Consider the following 15,824-nt stretch of genomic DNA (forward strand, 5'->3'; position numbering starts at 1 on the left):
ACGGAACCGGACATCCCCCGGTATCATGGGTCGCTCAACCACACCAGTTCTCGGCGCCGGACCAGTCCGGGCCGTCGAGGCCGAACGAGAGGACTCCGGTGCCCGCGGCACCCACATACGCAGCAAGCGCTCCCCCCGCCGTCTCCGGGAGTGTCGTCCCCTCCTGCTCCGTGGAATCGGACTCCGATTCCGCCGGTTCGGAGGGCTCCTCTATCGAGCCGGGTGACAAACCCGGCGACCCCCGTTCCTCCGCTCGGCGGCGATGACCCATGGACATCGCGCTCAGCATTCTCGCTCTGCTCGGCTTTCTCGCCCTGACCGCGGGTACCGCGTTGTTCGTGGCGGCCGAGTTTTCCCTCACCGCCCTCGAACGCAGCACCGTCGACGCGCACGCCCGCACCGGTGACCGGCGGGCCCGGCAGGTGCAGCACGCCCACCGCACCCTGTCGTTCCAGTTGTCGGGGGCGCAGCTCGGCATCACGATCACCACGCTGATCACCGGCTACCTGTCCGAACCGGTCCTCGCCCGCTTCATCACCCCGGTACTGTCCGCGATCGGGTTCAGTGAATCGGCCGCCGCAGCAACATCTTTGGTGATCGCCCTGATTCTCGCGACGTCGTTCTCGATGGTGTTCGGCGAGCTCGTGCCGAAGAACCTCGCCATCGCGCACCCCCTGCCCACGGCGCGGGCGACGGCCGGGATGCAGGCCGCGTTCTCGCTGATCTTCAAATGGGCCATCAACGGTCTCAACGGAAGCGCGAACTGGCTGGTGCGACGCCTCGGCATCGAACCGGCCGAGGAGTTGCGGTCCGCGCGGTCCCCGCAGGAACTCGGTTCGCTCGTGCGGACGTCCGCGCAGCGCGGCGCCATCGACAAGGGCACCGCACTGCTGGTCAACCGCTCGCTGCGGTTCGGCGAACGCACCGCGGAGGAACTGATGACCCCGCGAGTGAAGATCGAAACCCTGTCCACCACGGACACGGTGGCCGACCTGATCGACACCGCCGCCCGCACCGGCTTCTCCCGCTTTCCGGTCGTCGACGGCGACCTGGACGACGCCGTCGGCATCGTCCACATCAAGCACGCGTTCGCGGTGACCGCGCAACGCCGCCGCACCACCCGCCTCAACACGCTGGCCCAGAAGGTGCCGGTGGTGCCGTCCAGCCTGGACGGCGACACCCTGATGGAACGGATCCGGTCCGACGGCATGCAGGTCGCGTTCGTCGTCGACGAATACGGCGGCACCGCCGGAATGGTCACGATGGAGGACCTGATCGAGGAAATCGTCGGCGACGTCCGCGACGAGCACGACGAACCGGAGATCGACGTCCAGCGAATCGGCGACAGCTGGTCCTGCTCCGGGCTGCTGCGCGTCGACGAGATCTCCGAGACCACCGGCTACACCGCACCCGAGGGGGAATACGAAACCCTCGGCGGTCTCGTGCTCACCGAACTCGGACGGATCCCCGACGAGGGCGACGAGGTGCAACTCCCGCTGTACGAGGGGGCGCACGACCCCGGCGGCCGGTGGGTCGCCACCGTGACCCACATGGACGGCAGGCGCATCGACCGGGTGCTGCTCACCCCGAAACCCGACGAGACCACCGAGACCCGCAGCGAGGAGGACGACGATGAGTGACCTGTTCGGTGTGCTGCTCACGTTCGTGCTGCTCGCGGGCAACGCGTTTTTCGTCGGCGCCGAGTTCGCGCTGATCTCGGCCCGCCGCGACCGGCTCGAGGCCCTCGAGTCGCAGGGCAAGAAACGCGCCCGCACCGTGATCCTCGCGGGCGAGAACCTGTCGCTGATGCTGGCTGCCGCGCAGCTCGGCATCACCATCTGCTCGATCCTGCTCGGCAAGGTTGCCGAACCGGCGATCGCACATCTCCTCGAGGTCCCGCTGGACGCGGTCGGGCTGCCCGCCGGACTGCTGCACCCGATCGCGTTCACGATCGCGCTGGCGCTCGTCGTGGTGCTGCACATCCTGCTCGGTGAGATGGTGCCGAAGAACATCGCATTGGCGGGCCCGGAGCGGACGGCGATGCTGCTGGTCCCGGTGCACCTGATGTTCATCAAGCTGGCCCGGCCACTGATCTCGTTCTACAACCTGTGCGCCAACCTGACGCTGCGGATGCTGCGGGTGGAGCCGAAGGACGAACTCGACGTCACCGTATCGGCGGTCGAACTGTCCGAGATGATCGGCGAATCCCGGTCCGAAGGACTGATCGACGCGGAGGAACACCGCCGGCTCACCCAGGCGCTGGAGACCACGGACCGAACAGTCACCGAGGTGATGATCCCGCTGAGCGAGGCACGGACCATCCCCCTGACGGAGGGCGGCACCCGGCTCGGCGCCATCGAGCAGGCCGTCGTCGAGACCGGGTACTCCCGGTACCCGGTGCGCGCCGAGGACGGGTCGCTGGTCGGGTATCTGCACCTGAAGGACGTGCTCGACGACATCCTCGACGAGGAGGCCGGACCCGACACCCTGATTCCGCGGTCGGACATCCGCCCGCTGCCGCGGATGTCGACCACCACCCCGCTCGCGGAGGCACTGGCCAGTCTGCGCCGTGCCAGCTCCCACCTGGGTGCGGCGGCGGACTCGTCGGGGCAGATCGTCGGCATCGTCGCCCTCGAGGACCTCGTCGAGGAATACGTGGGCACCGTCCGCGACGGCACCCACCGGAACAACGGCGTCAATCCGGGACAGCGAACGAGCTGATCGGATGAACGTTCTGGACGCGTCGGAATGGATCCCTCGCCGCGACCGGCACCGGGCGAGGGTGTCCGCGCTGATCGGGCCGCACGTGGAGCGGCGCGACCGCGGGGAGAGCCACCCGGTGAACGACTTCCTGTTCACGTATTACAGCTACCGGCCGAACCAACTGCTCCGCTGGCACGCCGGATGGGGCACCGTCCTCACCGGCGGGGACGAGTACGCCGAATTCCGCGGATATCACCGCACCGACGCCGGGGTCACCGTCGACCCGGAGTTCCTGCGGCGCCGCTCGGACACGGTCGCCTTCACCGCACGACTGATGGAGGCGACCACCGCGCGGCCCACGCACCTGTCCTGCTTCGGTCTGCACGAGTGGGCGATGGTCTACCGGTCCGAGGAGGTGCGGCACGACAGTGTGCCGCTGCGGCTCGGGGCGGGCGGCACCGATTCCGTGGTGGAGTCACTGCAACTGCGCTGCACCCACTACGACGCGTACCGCTTCTTCACCCCGGCCGCCGAACCGCGGAACAGTGTGCCGCTGACCCGGGCCGATCAGCTGGAGCGGGAGCAGCCGGGGTGCTTGCACGCGTCCATGGATCTGTACAAGTACTGCTACAAGCTGGCGCCGATGATCGACTCGGACCTGACCGTCGACTGCTTCGAACTGGCCCTCGCCGCACGGGAACTCGACATGCGGGCCAGCCCGTACGACCTCAGCGGGTACGGCTACACCCCGATCCCGATCGAGACCCCGCACGGCCGCGCCGAATACGTCCGGGAGCAGGCGGCGCTGGCCGCCCGCGCCGCCCCGCTGCGGGCCGCGTTGCACGACCGGTGCCGCCGGCTGCTCGCTGCCGTGGGGCCGTGACTCCCCCGCTGCCTCACCGCGCACGGCGACCTGGTCACGGCGCGGCCCGCCCTGGCCGAATTCGACGACTACCCTTTCCCGGCCCGGCCCTGGGGCGGCGACGCCCCCGCCTGGCCCGGGCTCACCCCGTCGCCGTGAACCGTGCGCTCGGTTCGCCGCTCAGCTGCCCCGGCGGCAATCGGCGACCGCACAGCACGAGGAGCAGGTCCTGGGCGGAACCGCGCAGCGGCGCACCCGCACCGAAGGTCCAGGCCCGATCGTCCGCGGTCAACTGCACGCCCGTCAGGTCGACGCCGAAGTACTTCACGTGCTTCGGGCCGACGCCGCCGAGGACCCGGTCGAGGCGGTCGTCCGGGACCCGCCTGCCCAGGCCGAGCGCGACCGACACGTCGAGACCGTGGATCACGTCGTGCGACAGTGCCCCCTCGAAGCCGCCGCCCGGCGGCTTCCACGGGTGCGTGACGTTCTCCTCGAGTGTGCGCAGCAGCGCGTCGGCGGTCAGGGTCCGAGCGTCCTCGCGGGCCTGCGCGTCCGACATGCGGTTGAATTTGCCGCGCGCCTTCACCATCTTCAGCAGGATTCGCGGCGTCGACAGGCGGTACGGCATGGTGATGTGCGCGATCACCTCCCGGGTGCGCCACCCCGCGCACAGCGACGGCGCATCCCATTGCTCCGGCGTCAGTCCCGCCAGCATCGACGCCAGGTCGCGCCGCTCCCCCGCGACCCAGTCCGGTGCCGTATCCCGTGCCATGTCCGTCTCCTCCGGTCGCCGTGTGATGCTCTACGTGAACAGACCGTGCCCGCCCGCGAAACTCATCGCGCGGCCGTGAAGAATGGCCGGGTGAGCACACACGACTACACGCTGACGGTCACCTGGACCGGCAACCGCGGCGCGGGGACGTCGGGCCCGGACACCTACGACCGGGACCACGTGATCGCGGCGGCCGGGAAACCGGATCTGCCGGGCAGCGCGGACCCGTCGTTCCGCGGCGACACCGCCCGCTGGAATCCGGAGGAACTGCTCGTCGCGTCGCTGTCGCAGTGCCACATGCTCTGGTATCTGGGTCTGGCCGCCGCGGCCGGTTTGGTCGTCGTCGACTACCGGGACGACCCGACGGGCACGGTGGTCGAACACCCGGACGGGTCAGGCGAATTCACCGAGGTGGTGCTGCATCCCACGGTGACCGTCGCGGAGGCGGCGATGACCGCACGCGCCGAGTCGCTGCACGCCCGGGCGCACGCGAAGTGCTTCATCGCCCGGTCGGTCGCGTTCCCCGTGCACCACCGGCCGACGGTGGTGACGACGTGAGCGGGCAGCGGCTGATCGTCGACGTCGACACCGGCATCGACGACTCCCTCGCCCTGCTGTATCTGCTGGCCAGCCCGGAGGCCGAGATCGCGGGCATCGCCAGCACCGCGGGCAACGTGCCCGTCGAGCAGGTCGCGGTGAACAACCTGAACTGGCTCGAACTGTGCGGGGCACCGGACGTCGAGGTGGCGCTCGGCGCCCGGGTGCCGCTGACCTGTCCGCTGCGCACCACCGAGGACACGCACGGACCGCAGGGCATCGGGTACGCCGTCCTGCCCGCGTCCGGGCGGTCGCTGTCCGAGCGGGACGCGACAACCCTGTGGGTGGACCTGGTCCGGGACGCTCCCGGGGAGCTGACCGGGCTGGTGACCGGGCCGCTGACGAACCTGGCCCTCGCGATCCGCGAGGAACCGGAACTGCCCCGGCTGCTGCGGCGCCTCGTCGTGATGGGCGGGGCGTTCAACCACCCCGGCAACACCACCCCCACCAGCGAATGGAACGTGTCGGTGGACCCCGAGGCGGCCAAGGAAGTGTTCGACGCCTTCTCTGGTCTCCCCGAGGGCAGGCGTCCCATCCTGTGCGGGCTGGACGTCACCGAGACGATCGAGATGACACCGGACCACGTGCGGCGGCTCGCGGAGGCGGCCGGCAGCACCCCCGCCGAGATCATCTCCCCCGACGACGGCCCGCAGGTGCGTTCGACCGCGAGCAACGCCGTGATCCGGCACCTGTCCGACGCCATCCGGTTCTACATGGACTTCCACCGCACCCACGACCAGGGATTCCTCGCGCACATGCACGACCCGTTCGCGGCGGCCGTGGCACTGAACCCGGCGATCACCCGGACCCGGCCCGCGACCGTCGACGTCGAACTGCACGGCCGCCTCACCCGCGGCACCACGGTCGCCGACTGGGTGGGCCACTGGAACCGGGAACCCAACGTCGACATCGCGGTGAGCACCGACCCGGCCGCATTCTTCGACGATCTCGTCGACCGGGTCGGGCGCTTCGCGAAATCAGTCGGCTGAGGAGTCCGTACCGTCGAACGCGTCGAGGATCTCGGCGGCGGCCAGCGCCGCCGTCAGGGACCCGTCCCGCACCCGCTGTTCGACGTCGCCGCGGATCGCCTTGACCCTCGTGTTCGACGCGAGGCGGCGCAGCAGCTGGTCGTTGACCATCGTCCACGTCCAGTCCACCTGCTGGCGGCGCCGGTTCTCCTCGAACTGACCGGCCGCGGTCAGCACCTCACGGTGCTTGCAGACGGTGTTCCAGAAGTCCTCGAGACCGACACCCTCGAGACCGCTCATCGTGATCACCGGAGGCGTCCAGACGGCGTCGTGCGGATAGATCAGGCGCAGCGCCCCGGCGAGCTCCCGGGCGGCGCCCTTCGCCTCCCGCTCGTGCTTGCCGTCCGCCTTGTTCACGGCGACGAGGTCGGCGAGTTCGAGGACACCCTTCTTGATGCCCTGCAACTGGTCGCCGGTGCGGGCCAGGGTGAGGAAGCAGAAGCAGTCCACCATGTTCGCGACCGTCACCTCGGACTGCCCGACACCGACCGTCTCGACGAGGATCACGTCGAAACCGGCCGCCTCGAGCAGCACGATCGTCTCGCGGGTCGCCTTCGCGACCCCGCCGAGGGTCCCCGACGTCGGGGACGGCCGGATGTAGGCGTCCTTCTCGACGGTCAGCCGCGCCATCCGCGTCTTGTCGCCCAGGATCGACCCGCCGGTGCGCGTCGACGACGGGTCGACGGCCAGGACCGCCACCCGGTGCCCCTGCCCGATCAGGTGCATCCCGAGCGCATCGATGAACGTGGACTTCCCGACGCCGGGCACCCCGGTGATCCCGACCCGGTGCGCCTTCCCCGACTCCGGCAGCAGCTCGAGCAGCAGCCGCTGCGCCGCCTCCCGGTGATCGGTGCGGGTGGATTCGACCAGGGTGATGGCCTTCGCCAGGCCGGCGCGCTGATTGGCGCGCACGGCCTGGGCGAGGGCATCGATGTCGACTGGAGGCCGCCCCATGCTATTCCGGGGTGCCCGTCAGGTCGTGGCCGAGCTGCGCGGCCAGCTTCTCGAGCAGACCGCTGGCGGCGTCCGCGATGACCGTCCCGGGCGGGAAGATCGCCGCGGCACCGGCCTCGTACAGTTCGGCAAAATCGCCGGGCGGGATGACGCCACCGACCACGATCATGATGTCGGGGCGTCCCACCGCCGCGAGTGCTTCCCGGAGCGCAGGCACCAGCGTGAGGTGACCTGCGGCCAGCGACGACACACCGACCACGTGGACGTCGTTGTCGGCCGCCTGGTTGGCGACCTCTTCCGGGGTCTGGAACAGCGGTCCGACGTCCACGTCGAATCCGATGTCCGCGAAGGCCGTGGCGATCACCTTCTGGCCGCGGTCGTGACCGTCCTGCCCCATCTTCGCGATGAGGACACGGGGACGCCGGCCCTCCTCCTCCGCGAACTTCTCGACGAGTTCGGTTGCCTTGTTGATGTTGTCGACCTTCCCGGCCTCGTCCCGGTACACCCCGCTGATGGTGCGGATCTCGGCCTGGTGACGCCCGTATACCTTCTCCAGCGCCTCGGAGATCTCCCCGACCGTGGCCTTCGCCCGGGCCGCATCGATCGCCAGCGCCAGCAGATTGTTCTCCATACCACCCTCGGTGGCGGCGGCGGCGCGGCTCAGTTCCGCGAGCGCCGCCTCGACGGCTCCCGAATCCCGGTCGGCGCGCAGCCGGTCCAGCTTCTCGAGCTGTTCCTTGCGGACCCGCGAGTTCTCGACCTTGAGGACCTCGATCTCGTCGGCCTCGTCCGGCACGTACTTGTTGACGCCGATCAGCGGCTGCCGGCCGGAGTCGATACGGGCCTGAGTGCGGGCCGCGGCCTCCTCGATGCGCAGCTTCGGGATGCCCTCGCTGATCGCCTGCGCCATGCCGCCGGCTTCTTCGACCTCGGCGATGTGCGCGCGCGCCCGGTTCGCCAGCTGGTGGGTGAGCCACTCGACGTAATGCGAACCGCCCCAGGGGTCGATGGGACGGACGGTCCCCGACTCCTGCTGCAGCAGCAACTGGGTGTTGCGGGCGATGCGGGCGGAGAAGTCCGTCGGCAGGGCGAGGGCCTCGTCGAGTGCGTTGGTGTGCAGCGACTGGGTGTGCCCCTGCGTCGCCGCCATCGCCTCGACACACGTGCGGGCCACGTTGTTGTACACGTCCTGCGCGGTCAGCGACCAGCCGGACGTCTGCGAGTGGGTGCGCAGCGACAACGATTTCGCGGACTTCGGTTCGAACTTCGCGACCAGTTCACTCCACAGCAGGCGGCCGGCGCGGAGCTTCGCGACCTCCATGAAGAAGTTCATGCCGATCGCCCAGAAGAACGACAGCCGCGGCGCGAACTTGTCGATCTCCATGCCCGCATCGAGGCCGGCGCGGATGTATTCGACACCGTCCGCGAGGGTGTACGCCAACTCCAGGTCGGCGGTGGCTCCGGCTTCCTGGATGTGGTAGCCGGAGATGGAGATCGAGTTGAACTTCGGCATCTTCGCGCTGGTGTACGCGAAGATGTCGGAGATGATCCGCATCGACGGCTTCGGCGGGTAGATGTAGGTGTTGCGGACCATGAACTCCTTCAGAATGTCGTTCTGAATGGTTCCGGCCAGCTGCTCCGGGGCGACACCCTGCTCCTCGGCGGCCACGACGTACAGCGCGAGGATCGGCAACACCGCACCGTTCATGGTCATCGAGACGCTGACACTGTCGAGCGGGATGTGGTCGAACAGCTGACGCATGTCCAGGATCGAGTCGATCGCCACCCCGGCCATGCCGACGTCGCCTTGCACGCGCGGGTGGTCGGAGTCGTAGCCGCGGTGCGTGGCCAGGTCGAACGCCACCGACAGACCCTTCTGCCCGGCCGCGAGGTTGCGGCGGTAGAAGGCGTTGGATTCGGCGGCGGTGGAGAAGCCCGCGTACTGGCGGATCGTCCACGGCTGGTTCACGTACATGGTGGGGTACGGCCCGCGCACGAACGGTGCGGCGCCCGGGAAACTGCCGAGCGGGTAGCCCTCGGCCTCGGCGGCGTCCCGGTCGGCCTTGGTGTAGACCGGTTTGACGTCGATGCCCTCGGGGGTGGACCACACCACCTGTTCCGGGCTGTAGTGGTTCGCCGCCGCGGCGGACGCGATCAGCTCGTCCGTCTGCTCCGGCGTCGGAGCGGACGGCTGCGGAGACTGCGGATCCTCCAGTGGCACTTCGGCGAAGCTGCCGATCGCGTGCTTGACCTCGCGAGTAGTCACTTCTTGCTCCCTGTGTCGCCCGAGGAGTCGCTCGGGCTCTCGATGGTGTCGAGCAGGCCGGACAGGACCGAGACTGCGTCGATGCGGGCGGTGACGAATCCGTCGGGCCGGGCGGCGCCGTCCGCGTCGGCGACGACCTTCTCCGGGCCGGCGAGCAGCACGGTGCCGATTCCGGCGGCGCGCAGTTCCTCCACCGCGGCCGTGGCCTCGGCGGCGTACCGCTTGTCGGTACCGCAGATCACGGCGATCCCGGCGCCGGAATCCTTCGCGGCGGCGGCGATGCTGCCGTCACCGATCGCGAGGGGTCCGGGGTTGAGGGCCTCGATGCCACCCGACGCCAGCAGGTTCGCGCTGAACGTGGTCCGCACGTTGTGCTCGGCGACGGGTCCGAGGGGGGCCAGGAAGACGGCAGGTCGCGCACCGTGGGCCGCCAGGTACGCGTCGGAGCGGTCCCGCAGCGCCTCGAACGCGGCGGCGTACCGGGCGACGCGGCCCATGTCGGAGGCGCCCGCGGGCAGCGGGGCCTCGCCGAGGTTCGGGAACTCGTTGACCCCGGTGACCGTGGTCTTGCGGTGCGCGATGTCCGAATCACGTTGCGCGCGAGTGGAAGAGATGCGTTCGCCGATCAGGCCCGCGTCGAGGGCGGCGAGGTAGCCGCCGGCCGCCTCGATCTGCTGGAAGAACTCCCACGCCTTGGCCGCCACCTGCTGGGTGAGGTCCTCGACGTACCAGGACCCGGCCGCGGGATCGAGCACCCGGCCGAGGTGCGACTCCTCGAGCAGCAGCAGCTGGGTGTTGCGGGCGATGCGCGCGGCGAAGGTCTTCGACACCCCCAGCGCCCCGGCGGGCAGCGCGGAGTCGAACGGCAGCACCGTGACGGCGTCCGCGCCGCCGACACCGGCACCGAACGCGGCGAGGGTCGTGCGGAGCATGTTCACCCACGGGTCGCGCTGCGCCATCATGGCGGCGGACGTGACGGCGTGCTGCGGGGCGCCACCGAAGTCGGAGGCGCCGCACACCTGGGCGATCCGCGCCCACACCAGCCGCGCGGCACGGAACTTGGCGATGGTCTGGAACTGGTCGTCGGTGGCCGAGAACCGGAAGCCGAGCTGCCCGAGCGCCTGCCCGATGGTCAGTCCGCTCGCGGTGAGCACCCGCAGGTACTCGAGACCGGCCGCGATCGACGCGCCGAGTTCCTCGGCGTCGGAGGCGCCGGCGTCGTGGAATGCGGTGCCGTCCACGGCGATCGCCCGCACGCTCTCGGACCGGGCCGCGGACTCGGTGGCGAGGGTCACCGCGTCACCGAGTTCCACGTCGGCGGTGCCGGCGAACGCGCTCGTGAGCGGTGCGGCCCCGAGGTCGACGCGCACCGCGGTGCGGTCGGTGACCCCGTCTCCGGCGGCGGCACGCGCGTCGAGCAGCGCGAACAGCGCCCGCGCCGCGAGCGGTGCGTCGGTGCCGGCGTCGAGGGTCAGCGGGGCCAGGTCGAGGAGCACACCGTCGAGGGCCGTCTCCAGGGACCGGACGGGAAGGTCGGCGCCGCCGACGGCGAGCCACAGGGCGCTGACACCGTTCTCCAGGGAGTCCAGGACGGAGCGGTTGACGTCCGCCGCCTCCGCGCCGTCACCGAAGCGGGCGCTGACCAGCCAGCCGGCGTTGACGTCGCGGGTGGCGTCGGCGCCGCGCACGTAAGGGAAGGTGCCGGGCAGGGGCTGCTCCGGGCGCTCGTCGCGGGGGCTGTACAGCGGTGCGACGGTGACACCGTCGTAGGTGACGGTCTCGAGGAGCTTCTGGGGTTCCGGACCGAGTTCCGCGGCGTCGATCCGACGCGACTTCGCGAGGACTCCGGCCACGGAGTGCTGCCAGTCGGCGTACGCCCGCGCAGCTTCCTCGGTTTCTGAAGCTAGTGACACGGTGTCGGCTTCCTCTCCCTGATGAGCGATCGATCAATACGTTGTGTGACTGTGATGCTAGCCGCAGTTCGGCGCCCCCTATCGTGAGGATCACCACACGATGAATAACCTCAGGTCATGAGCATTGCGCACGAACCGGCGGTGACCGGTCGCACGAACACCCAGCGGCTGTTCGGGCTCGGTGCACCGACCCGGGACGTCGACGACCGCGGCGAACCACTCAATCGTATGAGCATGGACATCTCCGCGCTCGCCGCGAAGACCGCCGACATCTCCTACGGCGGCGTCCTCGCCGTGCTGCTCGACGACCTCCTCGGATTCACCGTGTGGGACCGGCGCGGAACACGCGACGGCCTGGTCACGGCCGAGTTGTCGATGGACGTCGTCACGCCCCGGCGGTGGCAGGGCCCGACGCTGCGGGCGGAGAGCCGACTCCTCGCGGTCACCGCCGACGGCGGCACCTCCACCGCGAGCGTCCACGATGCGGCGGGCACCCTGATCGCCACCGGCACCCTGTGGGGCAACTTCGTGGACCTGCCTGCGCCGGCGCCGGACGGAGCGCCCCTTCCCGACTTCCCGGAACCGGGGGTCGCGCCGCTCGACTGGATCGGCGGGCGGATCGAGGACGCCGGTGCCCGGGTGGTGGTGCCGGCGAACCCGCTGATCGCGAACAAACTCGGGTTCGTGCACGGCGGCGTCCAGGCCTGCGCAATGGACCTCGCGGCGAGCGCGGCCCTGAGCAGGCAGGGCGCGGACATGGACACCGCCTCCGTGCGGATCAACTATTTCCGCTCGGTTCCCCTGGACTGCGACACGACGTTCACCGCGGACGTGATCCGGGCGGGCCGCGCGGTGGCGGCGACCCGGGTGGCCGGGACGTCGGGCGGGCGGGTCTGCGTCGAGGCGACGGTGACCGGGCGCCGCCGCCTGCCCTGACCGGCGCTCGCGGCGCCCCGCACCGGTCTCCCGGGTAGCCTGGTGCCCTGTGAAGAGACGCCTCGGGGACCGCAGGGTGATCGGCGTCGCAGTACTGGCAGTCGCGCTGGTCGTCGTGGCGCTGCTGGCCCCGCATCCGTCCGTGCTGCAGGTGCGGGAATGGGCGCACTCCGTCGGTCCCGCGTTCCCTCTCGTCTTCTTCGCCGTGCACGCGGTGGTGACGGTGTTCCCGTTCCCCCGCACGGTGTTCACGCTCAGTGCCGGATTGCTGTTCGGCGCGTGGCTGGGCATCGCGATCGCGGTGCTGGCCTCGACACTGAGCGCGGTGCTCGCCCTCTACCTGGTGCGTGCCGTCGGCCGGGACGTGGTGTGGCAGCGCATCTCCAACCCGACGATCCGGCGGGTGGACGAGCGGATCGCCCGGCGCGGCTGGCTCGCCGTCGGGTCCCTGCGGCTGATCGCGTTCGTCCCGTTCTCCGTGGTGAACTACTGCGCCGGCGTGTCCTCGATCCGGCTGGTCCCGTACGTGCTGGCCACCGTGATCGGTGTGCTGCCCGGAACCGTCGGCATCGTCGTGCTCGGCGACGCCCTCACCGGGGAGACGAAGCCGGGACTTCTGGTGCTGTCCGCGGTATGTATCGCCCTCGGCATCGCCGGACTGGTGGTGGATTCCCGGCGGCCGCTGGACGGTTCCGGCGACGAGGCGCCGGAACCGGCCGTCGACCGCCCCGCCGAGGACGAGTCAATCCCGCAGCCTTGAACTCTCAAAGTCAAGCTATGAGTCTTGACATTGAAATATCCAGTTTCTAACCTTGACTCATGTACGTGTTGACGGTCGACCAGCGCGGCAGTCGCCGCGACTTCGACCGTGTCGCCCAACTCCTCACCGAATTCGCGAACCGCGACCTCGTCCGCCCGTTCCAGCGGACCGCGGGCGACGAGGTCCAGGCCGTCGTCGCGGACCCGGCGACCGTCGTCGACCTCGCCCTCGACCTCGTCGCCCGCGAACACTGGAGCATCGGCATCGGCGCCGGACCCGTCGAGGAACCCCTCCCCGCCGAGACCCGGGCCGGACGCGGCCCCGCGTTCGAGTCCGCGCGGATCGCCGTCGACCGCGCCAAGAGCGCCCCCGGCCGGGTGGCCGTCGAGGGCACCGACCCGGACGCCGCCGCCGACGCGGACACCGCGCTCGCCCTCGTCGCGGTCCTCGTCGCGCGCCGCACCGAGGAGGGCCGCGAGGCCGTCGAGCAGATGCGCCGCGGCGCCACCCAGACCGAAGCGGCCCGCGCGCTGGGCATCAGCAAGCAGGCCGTCTCCCAACGCCTCTCCACCGCGGGCTGGCACGTCGAGACCGCGGGACGACGACTGGCCGAACGACTCCTACGCAAGGCGGACACGTGACGACCCTCGCCCTCCTCGCCCTCGGCGTCGCCGCGCTCGCACCGCTGGTGCTCGCGGCACCCCGAGCCCCCCGCTGGATGTCGCAGTGGGCGGCGCCGATCGTGGTCGTGCTCGCCCTGGCCGTCGCGGCGGTCGCCGCGTCCGCCGCCGCACCGGTCACCGGGTTCGCCCTCGCCGCGACCCTCATCCTGTGCGTCGCAGCCGCGACCACCGGCGGGGCGCCCCTCGTACTGGCCGCGTTCCGCATCGCGCGCCGCCAGCCCGACGCCGGATCCGACCCGCGGCCCGACGCCGGCCCGCTGCGCGGCGGACGGATCATCGGCCTCCTCGAGCGTGCCGCCGTCGCCGTCTCGATCCTCGCCGCCTGGCCGGAGGGCATCGCCGTCGTCCTGGCGGTCAAGGGTCTGGCCCGCTACCCGGAACTGCGCGAACCGCACGCGTCGGAACAATTCATCATCGGCACGTTCACCAGCGTGCTCTGGGCGATCGCGGTGTGCGGAACGGGACGCGCCCTCATCACGTAACCCCTCCGGGTCCGGAAACCTTCACCCCGGGGGTGCGCGAGACCAGCCCTGGGGGTGCTGGGTTCCCGCCTCGGCGCGGACGAGAGTCGTACTCGTCCAGTCCGAGGGAGAGAACATCCGTGCCTACCGATTTCGTGTCACACGTCCGCGCCCAGGTCGCCGTGTACGGCGACGACCGGTCCTACGTCTACCACCGTGAGGTCGGCCGGGAACTCGTCGCCGAGGCGGTGACCTACCGCGAACTGGACCGCGACGCCCGCGCGCTGGCGGTGTGGCTGTCGACGCGGCCCGAGTCCGCACACCCGGTGATGCTGCTGTACGTCGACGGAATCGACTTCCTCCGCGCGTTTCTCGGATGCCTCTACGCCGGGGTGGTCGCCGTGCCCGCCCCGGTCCCGCACGACGCGCGCAGCATGCAGCGGGTCGCAACGATGTTCGCGGACGCCGACGTGCGCCTCGTGCTCACCACGTCCGCGGTAGCCGAACCGCTCGACAGCTGGATCCGCGAGTCCGGGCTCGACGCCACGGTCTCCGTCGTCGCCACCGACACCGCCGAACTCGGTCACCCCGACCGCTGGCGCCTGCCCGTCCTCGACGCGGGCACCCTGGCCTTCCTCCAGTACACCTCCGGTTCCACCAGCGAACCGAAGGGCGTGATGGTGACCCACGGAAACCTGCTGCACAACGCGGCCGCCATCGCCGTCGCCACCGGTGGCGACGACACGGTGACCGTCGCCGGCTGGCTCCCGCACTTCCACGACATGGGCCTGATCGGCATGCTGCTGTCGCCGCTCTACGCCGGCGGCAACCTCGCGTTCATGTCGCCGACGGCCTTCCTCAAACGGCCGGTGCGCTGGTTGCAGCTGATCGACCGGTACCGCGCCGACATGACCCTCGGCCCGAACTTCGCGTACGACCTCGTCGCCCGCCGGATACCCGACGACCAACTGGCCGGACTGGATCTGTCCTCGGTGCGGGTGGCCCTGAACGGGGCCGAACCCATCCGGCCCCGCACCCTCGACGCCGTGATCGACCGGCTCGGGCCCGTCGGCTTCCGGGCGGGCGCCTTCCTGACCGCGTACGGCATGGCCGAGGCGACGCTGCTCGCCACCGCGAGCGAGGTCGGCTGCGCCCCGAGATATCTCGATGTCGACGCGGCCGCGCTGGAGGGCCACGAGCTGGCCCCGAAGGCCGGCGGCGCCCGGCTGGCCGGCAGCGGCAGGCCGTTCGGGTGCGACATCCGCATCGTCGACCCGGACACCGGCCGGGAGCAACCGCCCGGCTGGGTCGGGGAGATCTGGATCTCCGGCGGCAGCGTCGCCGCCGGCTACTGGAATAGGCCCGACGAGACCGCGGAGAAGTTCCACGCCACCCTCGACGGCGACGGACCGTACCTGCGCACCGGCGACCTCGGGGTGTTCGACGACGGGCACCTCTACGTCACCGGCCGCCTGAAGGACCTGCTGATCGTCAACGGCCGAAACCTGTACCCGCAGGACGTCGAGGAGGCCGTGCGGGACCTGCATCCGGCGCTCACCGGTTCCGCCGGGGTGGTGTTCTCGCTCGACACCGGGCAGCACGAGCGGCTGCTGGTGATCCACGAGGTCAGGACCGCGCTGATCGACGACCTGACACTGCCCGCACTCGCCCGCCGGATCAGGCTCTGCGTCGCCCGGACCTTCGACGTCCACGCGCCGAGCGTGGTGCTGGTCGACCGCCGCGGCGTGCACCGCACCACCAGCGGGAAGGTCCAGCGCAGATCGATGCGCGCCTCGTTCCTCCGGTCCCGCGTCGACGCCGTCCTGCACGAGGACATCGACCCGGCGGTGCAGCGCCTCCGGACCACCACCGCCGTGCCCGCCTGACCC

At 70.6% G+C, this 15,824-nt stretch carries 15 protein-coding genes; 10 read left to right on the forward strand and 5 right to left on the reverse strand.

The window, feature by feature from the left end; genetic code table 11:
- Positions 1-34: 34 nt before the first annotated feature.
- Positions 35-277 carry a hypothetical protein gene (locus tag MLGJGCBP_RS30215; protein ID WP_236581464.1) on the reverse strand — a complete coding sequence of 81 codons (243 nt, stop codon included), beginning with the start codon at positions 275-277 and terminating at the stop codon, positions 35-37.
- Between MLGJGCBP_RS30215 and MLGJGCBP_RS30220 the strand changes: the two genes are divergently transcribed.
- From MLGJGCBP_RS30220 to MLGJGCBP_RS30230, 3 genes are read left to right on the forward strand one after another with little or no spacing between them, the layout of a single operon-like run.
- Positions 270-1,640, forward strand: a complete 1,371-nt coding sequence (locus tag MLGJGCBP_RS30220; RefSeq protein ID WP_160100240.1) for a hemolysin family protein — start codon at positions 270-272, stop codon at positions 1,638-1,640. The two genes, MLGJGCBP_RS30215 and MLGJGCBP_RS30220, sit on opposite strands and share 8 nt — an antisense overlap.
- Positions 1,633-2,721: a hemolysin family protein gene (locus MLGJGCBP_RS30225; RefSeq protein ID WP_160100242.1), complete on the forward strand. Its 1,089-nt coding sequence runs from the start codon at positions 1,633-1,635 to the stop codon at positions 2,719-2,721. Before MLGJGCBP_RS30220 ends, MLGJGCBP_RS30225 begins: the two co-directional genes overlap by 8 nt.
- A 4-nt stretch (positions 2,722-2,725) precedes the next feature.
- Positions 2,726-3,586 (forward strand): 3-methyladenine DNA glycosylase, encoded by an 861-nt coding sequence (locus tag MLGJGCBP_RS30230; RefSeq protein ID WP_160100244.1) that lies wholly within the window; start codon positions 2,726-2,728, stop codon positions 3,584-3,586.
- Between the two features lie 121 nt (positions 3,587-3,707).
- Here the strand turns inward: MLGJGCBP_RS30230 and MLGJGCBP_RS30235 are convergent, their stop codons facing one another.
- A complete protein-coding gene (locus MLGJGCBP_RS30235) occupies positions 3,708-4,337 on the reverse strand; it encodes a maleylpyruvate isomerase family mycothiol-dependent enzyme (RefSeq protein WP_160100246.1) in 630 nt (209 codons plus the stop codon).
- Between the two features lie 90 nt (positions 4,338-4,427).
- On the opposite strand from MLGJGCBP_RS30235, the gene MLGJGCBP_RS30240 reads away from it, so the two are divergent.
- Both MLGJGCBP_RS30240 and MLGJGCBP_RS30245 read left to right on the forward strand, forming a co-directional pair.
- Complete coding sequence (locus tag MLGJGCBP_RS30240) at positions 4,428-4,895, forward strand: OsmC family protein (protein WP_160100248.1); 468 nt, start codon at positions 4,428-4,430, stop codon at positions 4,893-4,895.
- Positions 4,892-5,923 carry a nucleoside hydrolase gene (locus MLGJGCBP_RS30245; protein ID WP_160100250.1) on the forward strand — a complete coding sequence of 344 codons (1,032 nt, stop codon included), beginning with the start codon at positions 4,892-4,894 and terminating at the stop codon, positions 5,921-5,923. Before MLGJGCBP_RS30240 ends, MLGJGCBP_RS30245 begins: the two co-directional genes overlap by 4 nt.
- On the opposite strand, the gene meaB is transcribed toward MLGJGCBP_RS30245, so the two are convergent.
- The 3 genes from meaB to MLGJGCBP_RS30260 are packed head-to-tail and all read right to left on the reverse strand — an operon-like array spanning position 5,912 to position 11,095.
- Positions 5,912-6,916 (reverse strand): methylmalonyl Co-A mutase-associated GTPase MeaB, encoded by a 1,005-nt coding sequence (meaB, locus tag MLGJGCBP_RS30250; protein WP_087561288.1) that lies wholly within the window; start codon positions 6,914-6,916, stop codon positions 5,912-5,914. The genes MLGJGCBP_RS30245 and meaB overlap by 12 nt on opposite strands.
- Before the next feature lies 1 nt (position 6,917).
- Positions 6,918-9,182: a methylmalonyl-CoA mutase gene (gene scpA, locus MLGJGCBP_RS30255; protein ID WP_160100252.1), complete on the reverse strand. Its 2,265-nt coding sequence runs from the start codon at positions 9,180-9,182 to the stop codon at positions 6,918-6,920.
- Entirely contained in the window at positions 9,179-11,095 is a 1,917-nt protein-coding gene (locus MLGJGCBP_RS30260) for a methylmalonyl-CoA mutase family protein (protein WP_160100254.1), read from the reverse strand. Before MLGJGCBP_RS30260 ends, scpA begins: the two co-directional genes overlap by 4 nt.
- A 117-nt stretch (positions 11,096-11,212) precedes the next feature.
- On the opposite strand from MLGJGCBP_RS30260, the gene MLGJGCBP_RS30265 reads away from it, so the two are divergent.
- The 5 genes from MLGJGCBP_RS30265 to MLGJGCBP_RS30285 all read left to right on the forward strand — a co-directional run bounded on the left by MLGJGCBP_RS30265 (position 11,213) and on the right by MLGJGCBP_RS30285 (position 15,821).
- Positions 11,213-12,031, forward strand: coding sequence for a PaaI family thioesterase (locus tag MLGJGCBP_RS30265; RefSeq protein WP_160100256.1), 819 nt, complete (start codon positions 11,213-11,215; stop codon positions 12,029-12,031).
- Positions 12,032-12,080: 49 nt separating this feature from the next.
- Positions 12,081-12,791, forward strand: a complete 711-nt coding sequence (locus MLGJGCBP_RS30270) for a TVP38/TMEM64 family protein (RefSeq protein ID WP_268960785.1) — start codon at positions 12,081-12,083, stop codon at positions 12,789-12,791.
- A 59-nt stretch (positions 12,792-12,850) separates the two neighbouring features.
- Complete coding sequence (locus tag MLGJGCBP_RS30275) at positions 12,851-13,432, forward strand: hypothetical protein (RefSeq protein WP_160100260.1); 582 nt, start codon at positions 12,851-12,853, stop codon at positions 13,430-13,432.
- Positions 13,429-13,956, forward strand: coding sequence for a hypothetical protein (locus MLGJGCBP_RS30280; protein ID WP_160100262.1), 528 nt, complete (start codon positions 13,429-13,431; stop codon positions 13,954-13,956). The genes MLGJGCBP_RS30275 and MLGJGCBP_RS30280 overlap by 4 nt, the downstream gene beginning before the upstream one ends.
- A 119-nt stretch (positions 13,957-14,075) precedes the next feature.
- Positions 14,076-15,821: a fatty acyl-AMP ligase gene (locus MLGJGCBP_RS30285; RefSeq protein WP_160100264.1), complete on the forward strand. Its 1,746-nt coding sequence runs from the start codon at positions 14,076-14,078 to the stop codon at positions 15,819-15,821.
- Positions 15,822-15,824 lie beyond the last annotated feature (3 nt).

This window comes from Rhodococcus sp. T7 (assembly GCF_009872365.1).
Lineage (GTDB): Bacteria > Actinomycetota > Actinomycetes > Mycobacteriales > Mycobacteriaceae > Rhodococcus_F.

Excerpts from the sequence above, each read along its gene's own strand:
- MLGJGCBP_RS30225 (WP_160100242.1), top strand. The coding sequence starts at position 1,633 with ATGAGTGACCTGTTCGGTGTGCTGCTCACGTTCGTGCTGCTCGCGGGC.
- MLGJGCBP_RS30235 (WP_160100246.1), bottom strand. The coding sequence starts at position 4,337 with ATGGCACGGGATACGGCACCGGACTGGGTCGCGGGGGAGCGGCGCGAC.
- MLGJGCBP_RS30230 (WP_160100244.1), top strand. The coding sequence starts at position 2,726 with ATGAACGTTCTGGACGCGTCGGAATGGATCCCTCGCCGCGACCGGCAC.
- MLGJGCBP_RS30265 (WP_160100256.1), top strand. The coding sequence starts at position 11,213 with ATGAGCATTGCGCACGAACCGGCGGTGACCGGTCGCACGAACACCCAG.
- MLGJGCBP_RS30215 (WP_236581464.1), bottom strand. The coding sequence starts at position 277 with ATGTCCATGGGTCATCGCCGCCGAGCGGAGGAACGGGGGTCGCCGGGT.
- MLGJGCBP_RS30275 (WP_160100260.1), top strand. The coding sequence starts at position 12,851 with ATGTACGTGTTGACGGTCGACCAGCGCGGCAGTCGCCGCGACTTCGAC.
- meaB (WP_087561288.1), bottom strand. The coding sequence starts at position 6,916 with ATGGGGCGGCCTCCAGTCGACATCGATGCCCTCGCCCAGGCCGTGCGC.
- MLGJGCBP_RS30220 (WP_160100240.1), top strand. The coding sequence starts at position 270 with ATGGACATCGCGCTCAGCATTCTCGCTCTGCTCGGCTTTCTCGCCCTG.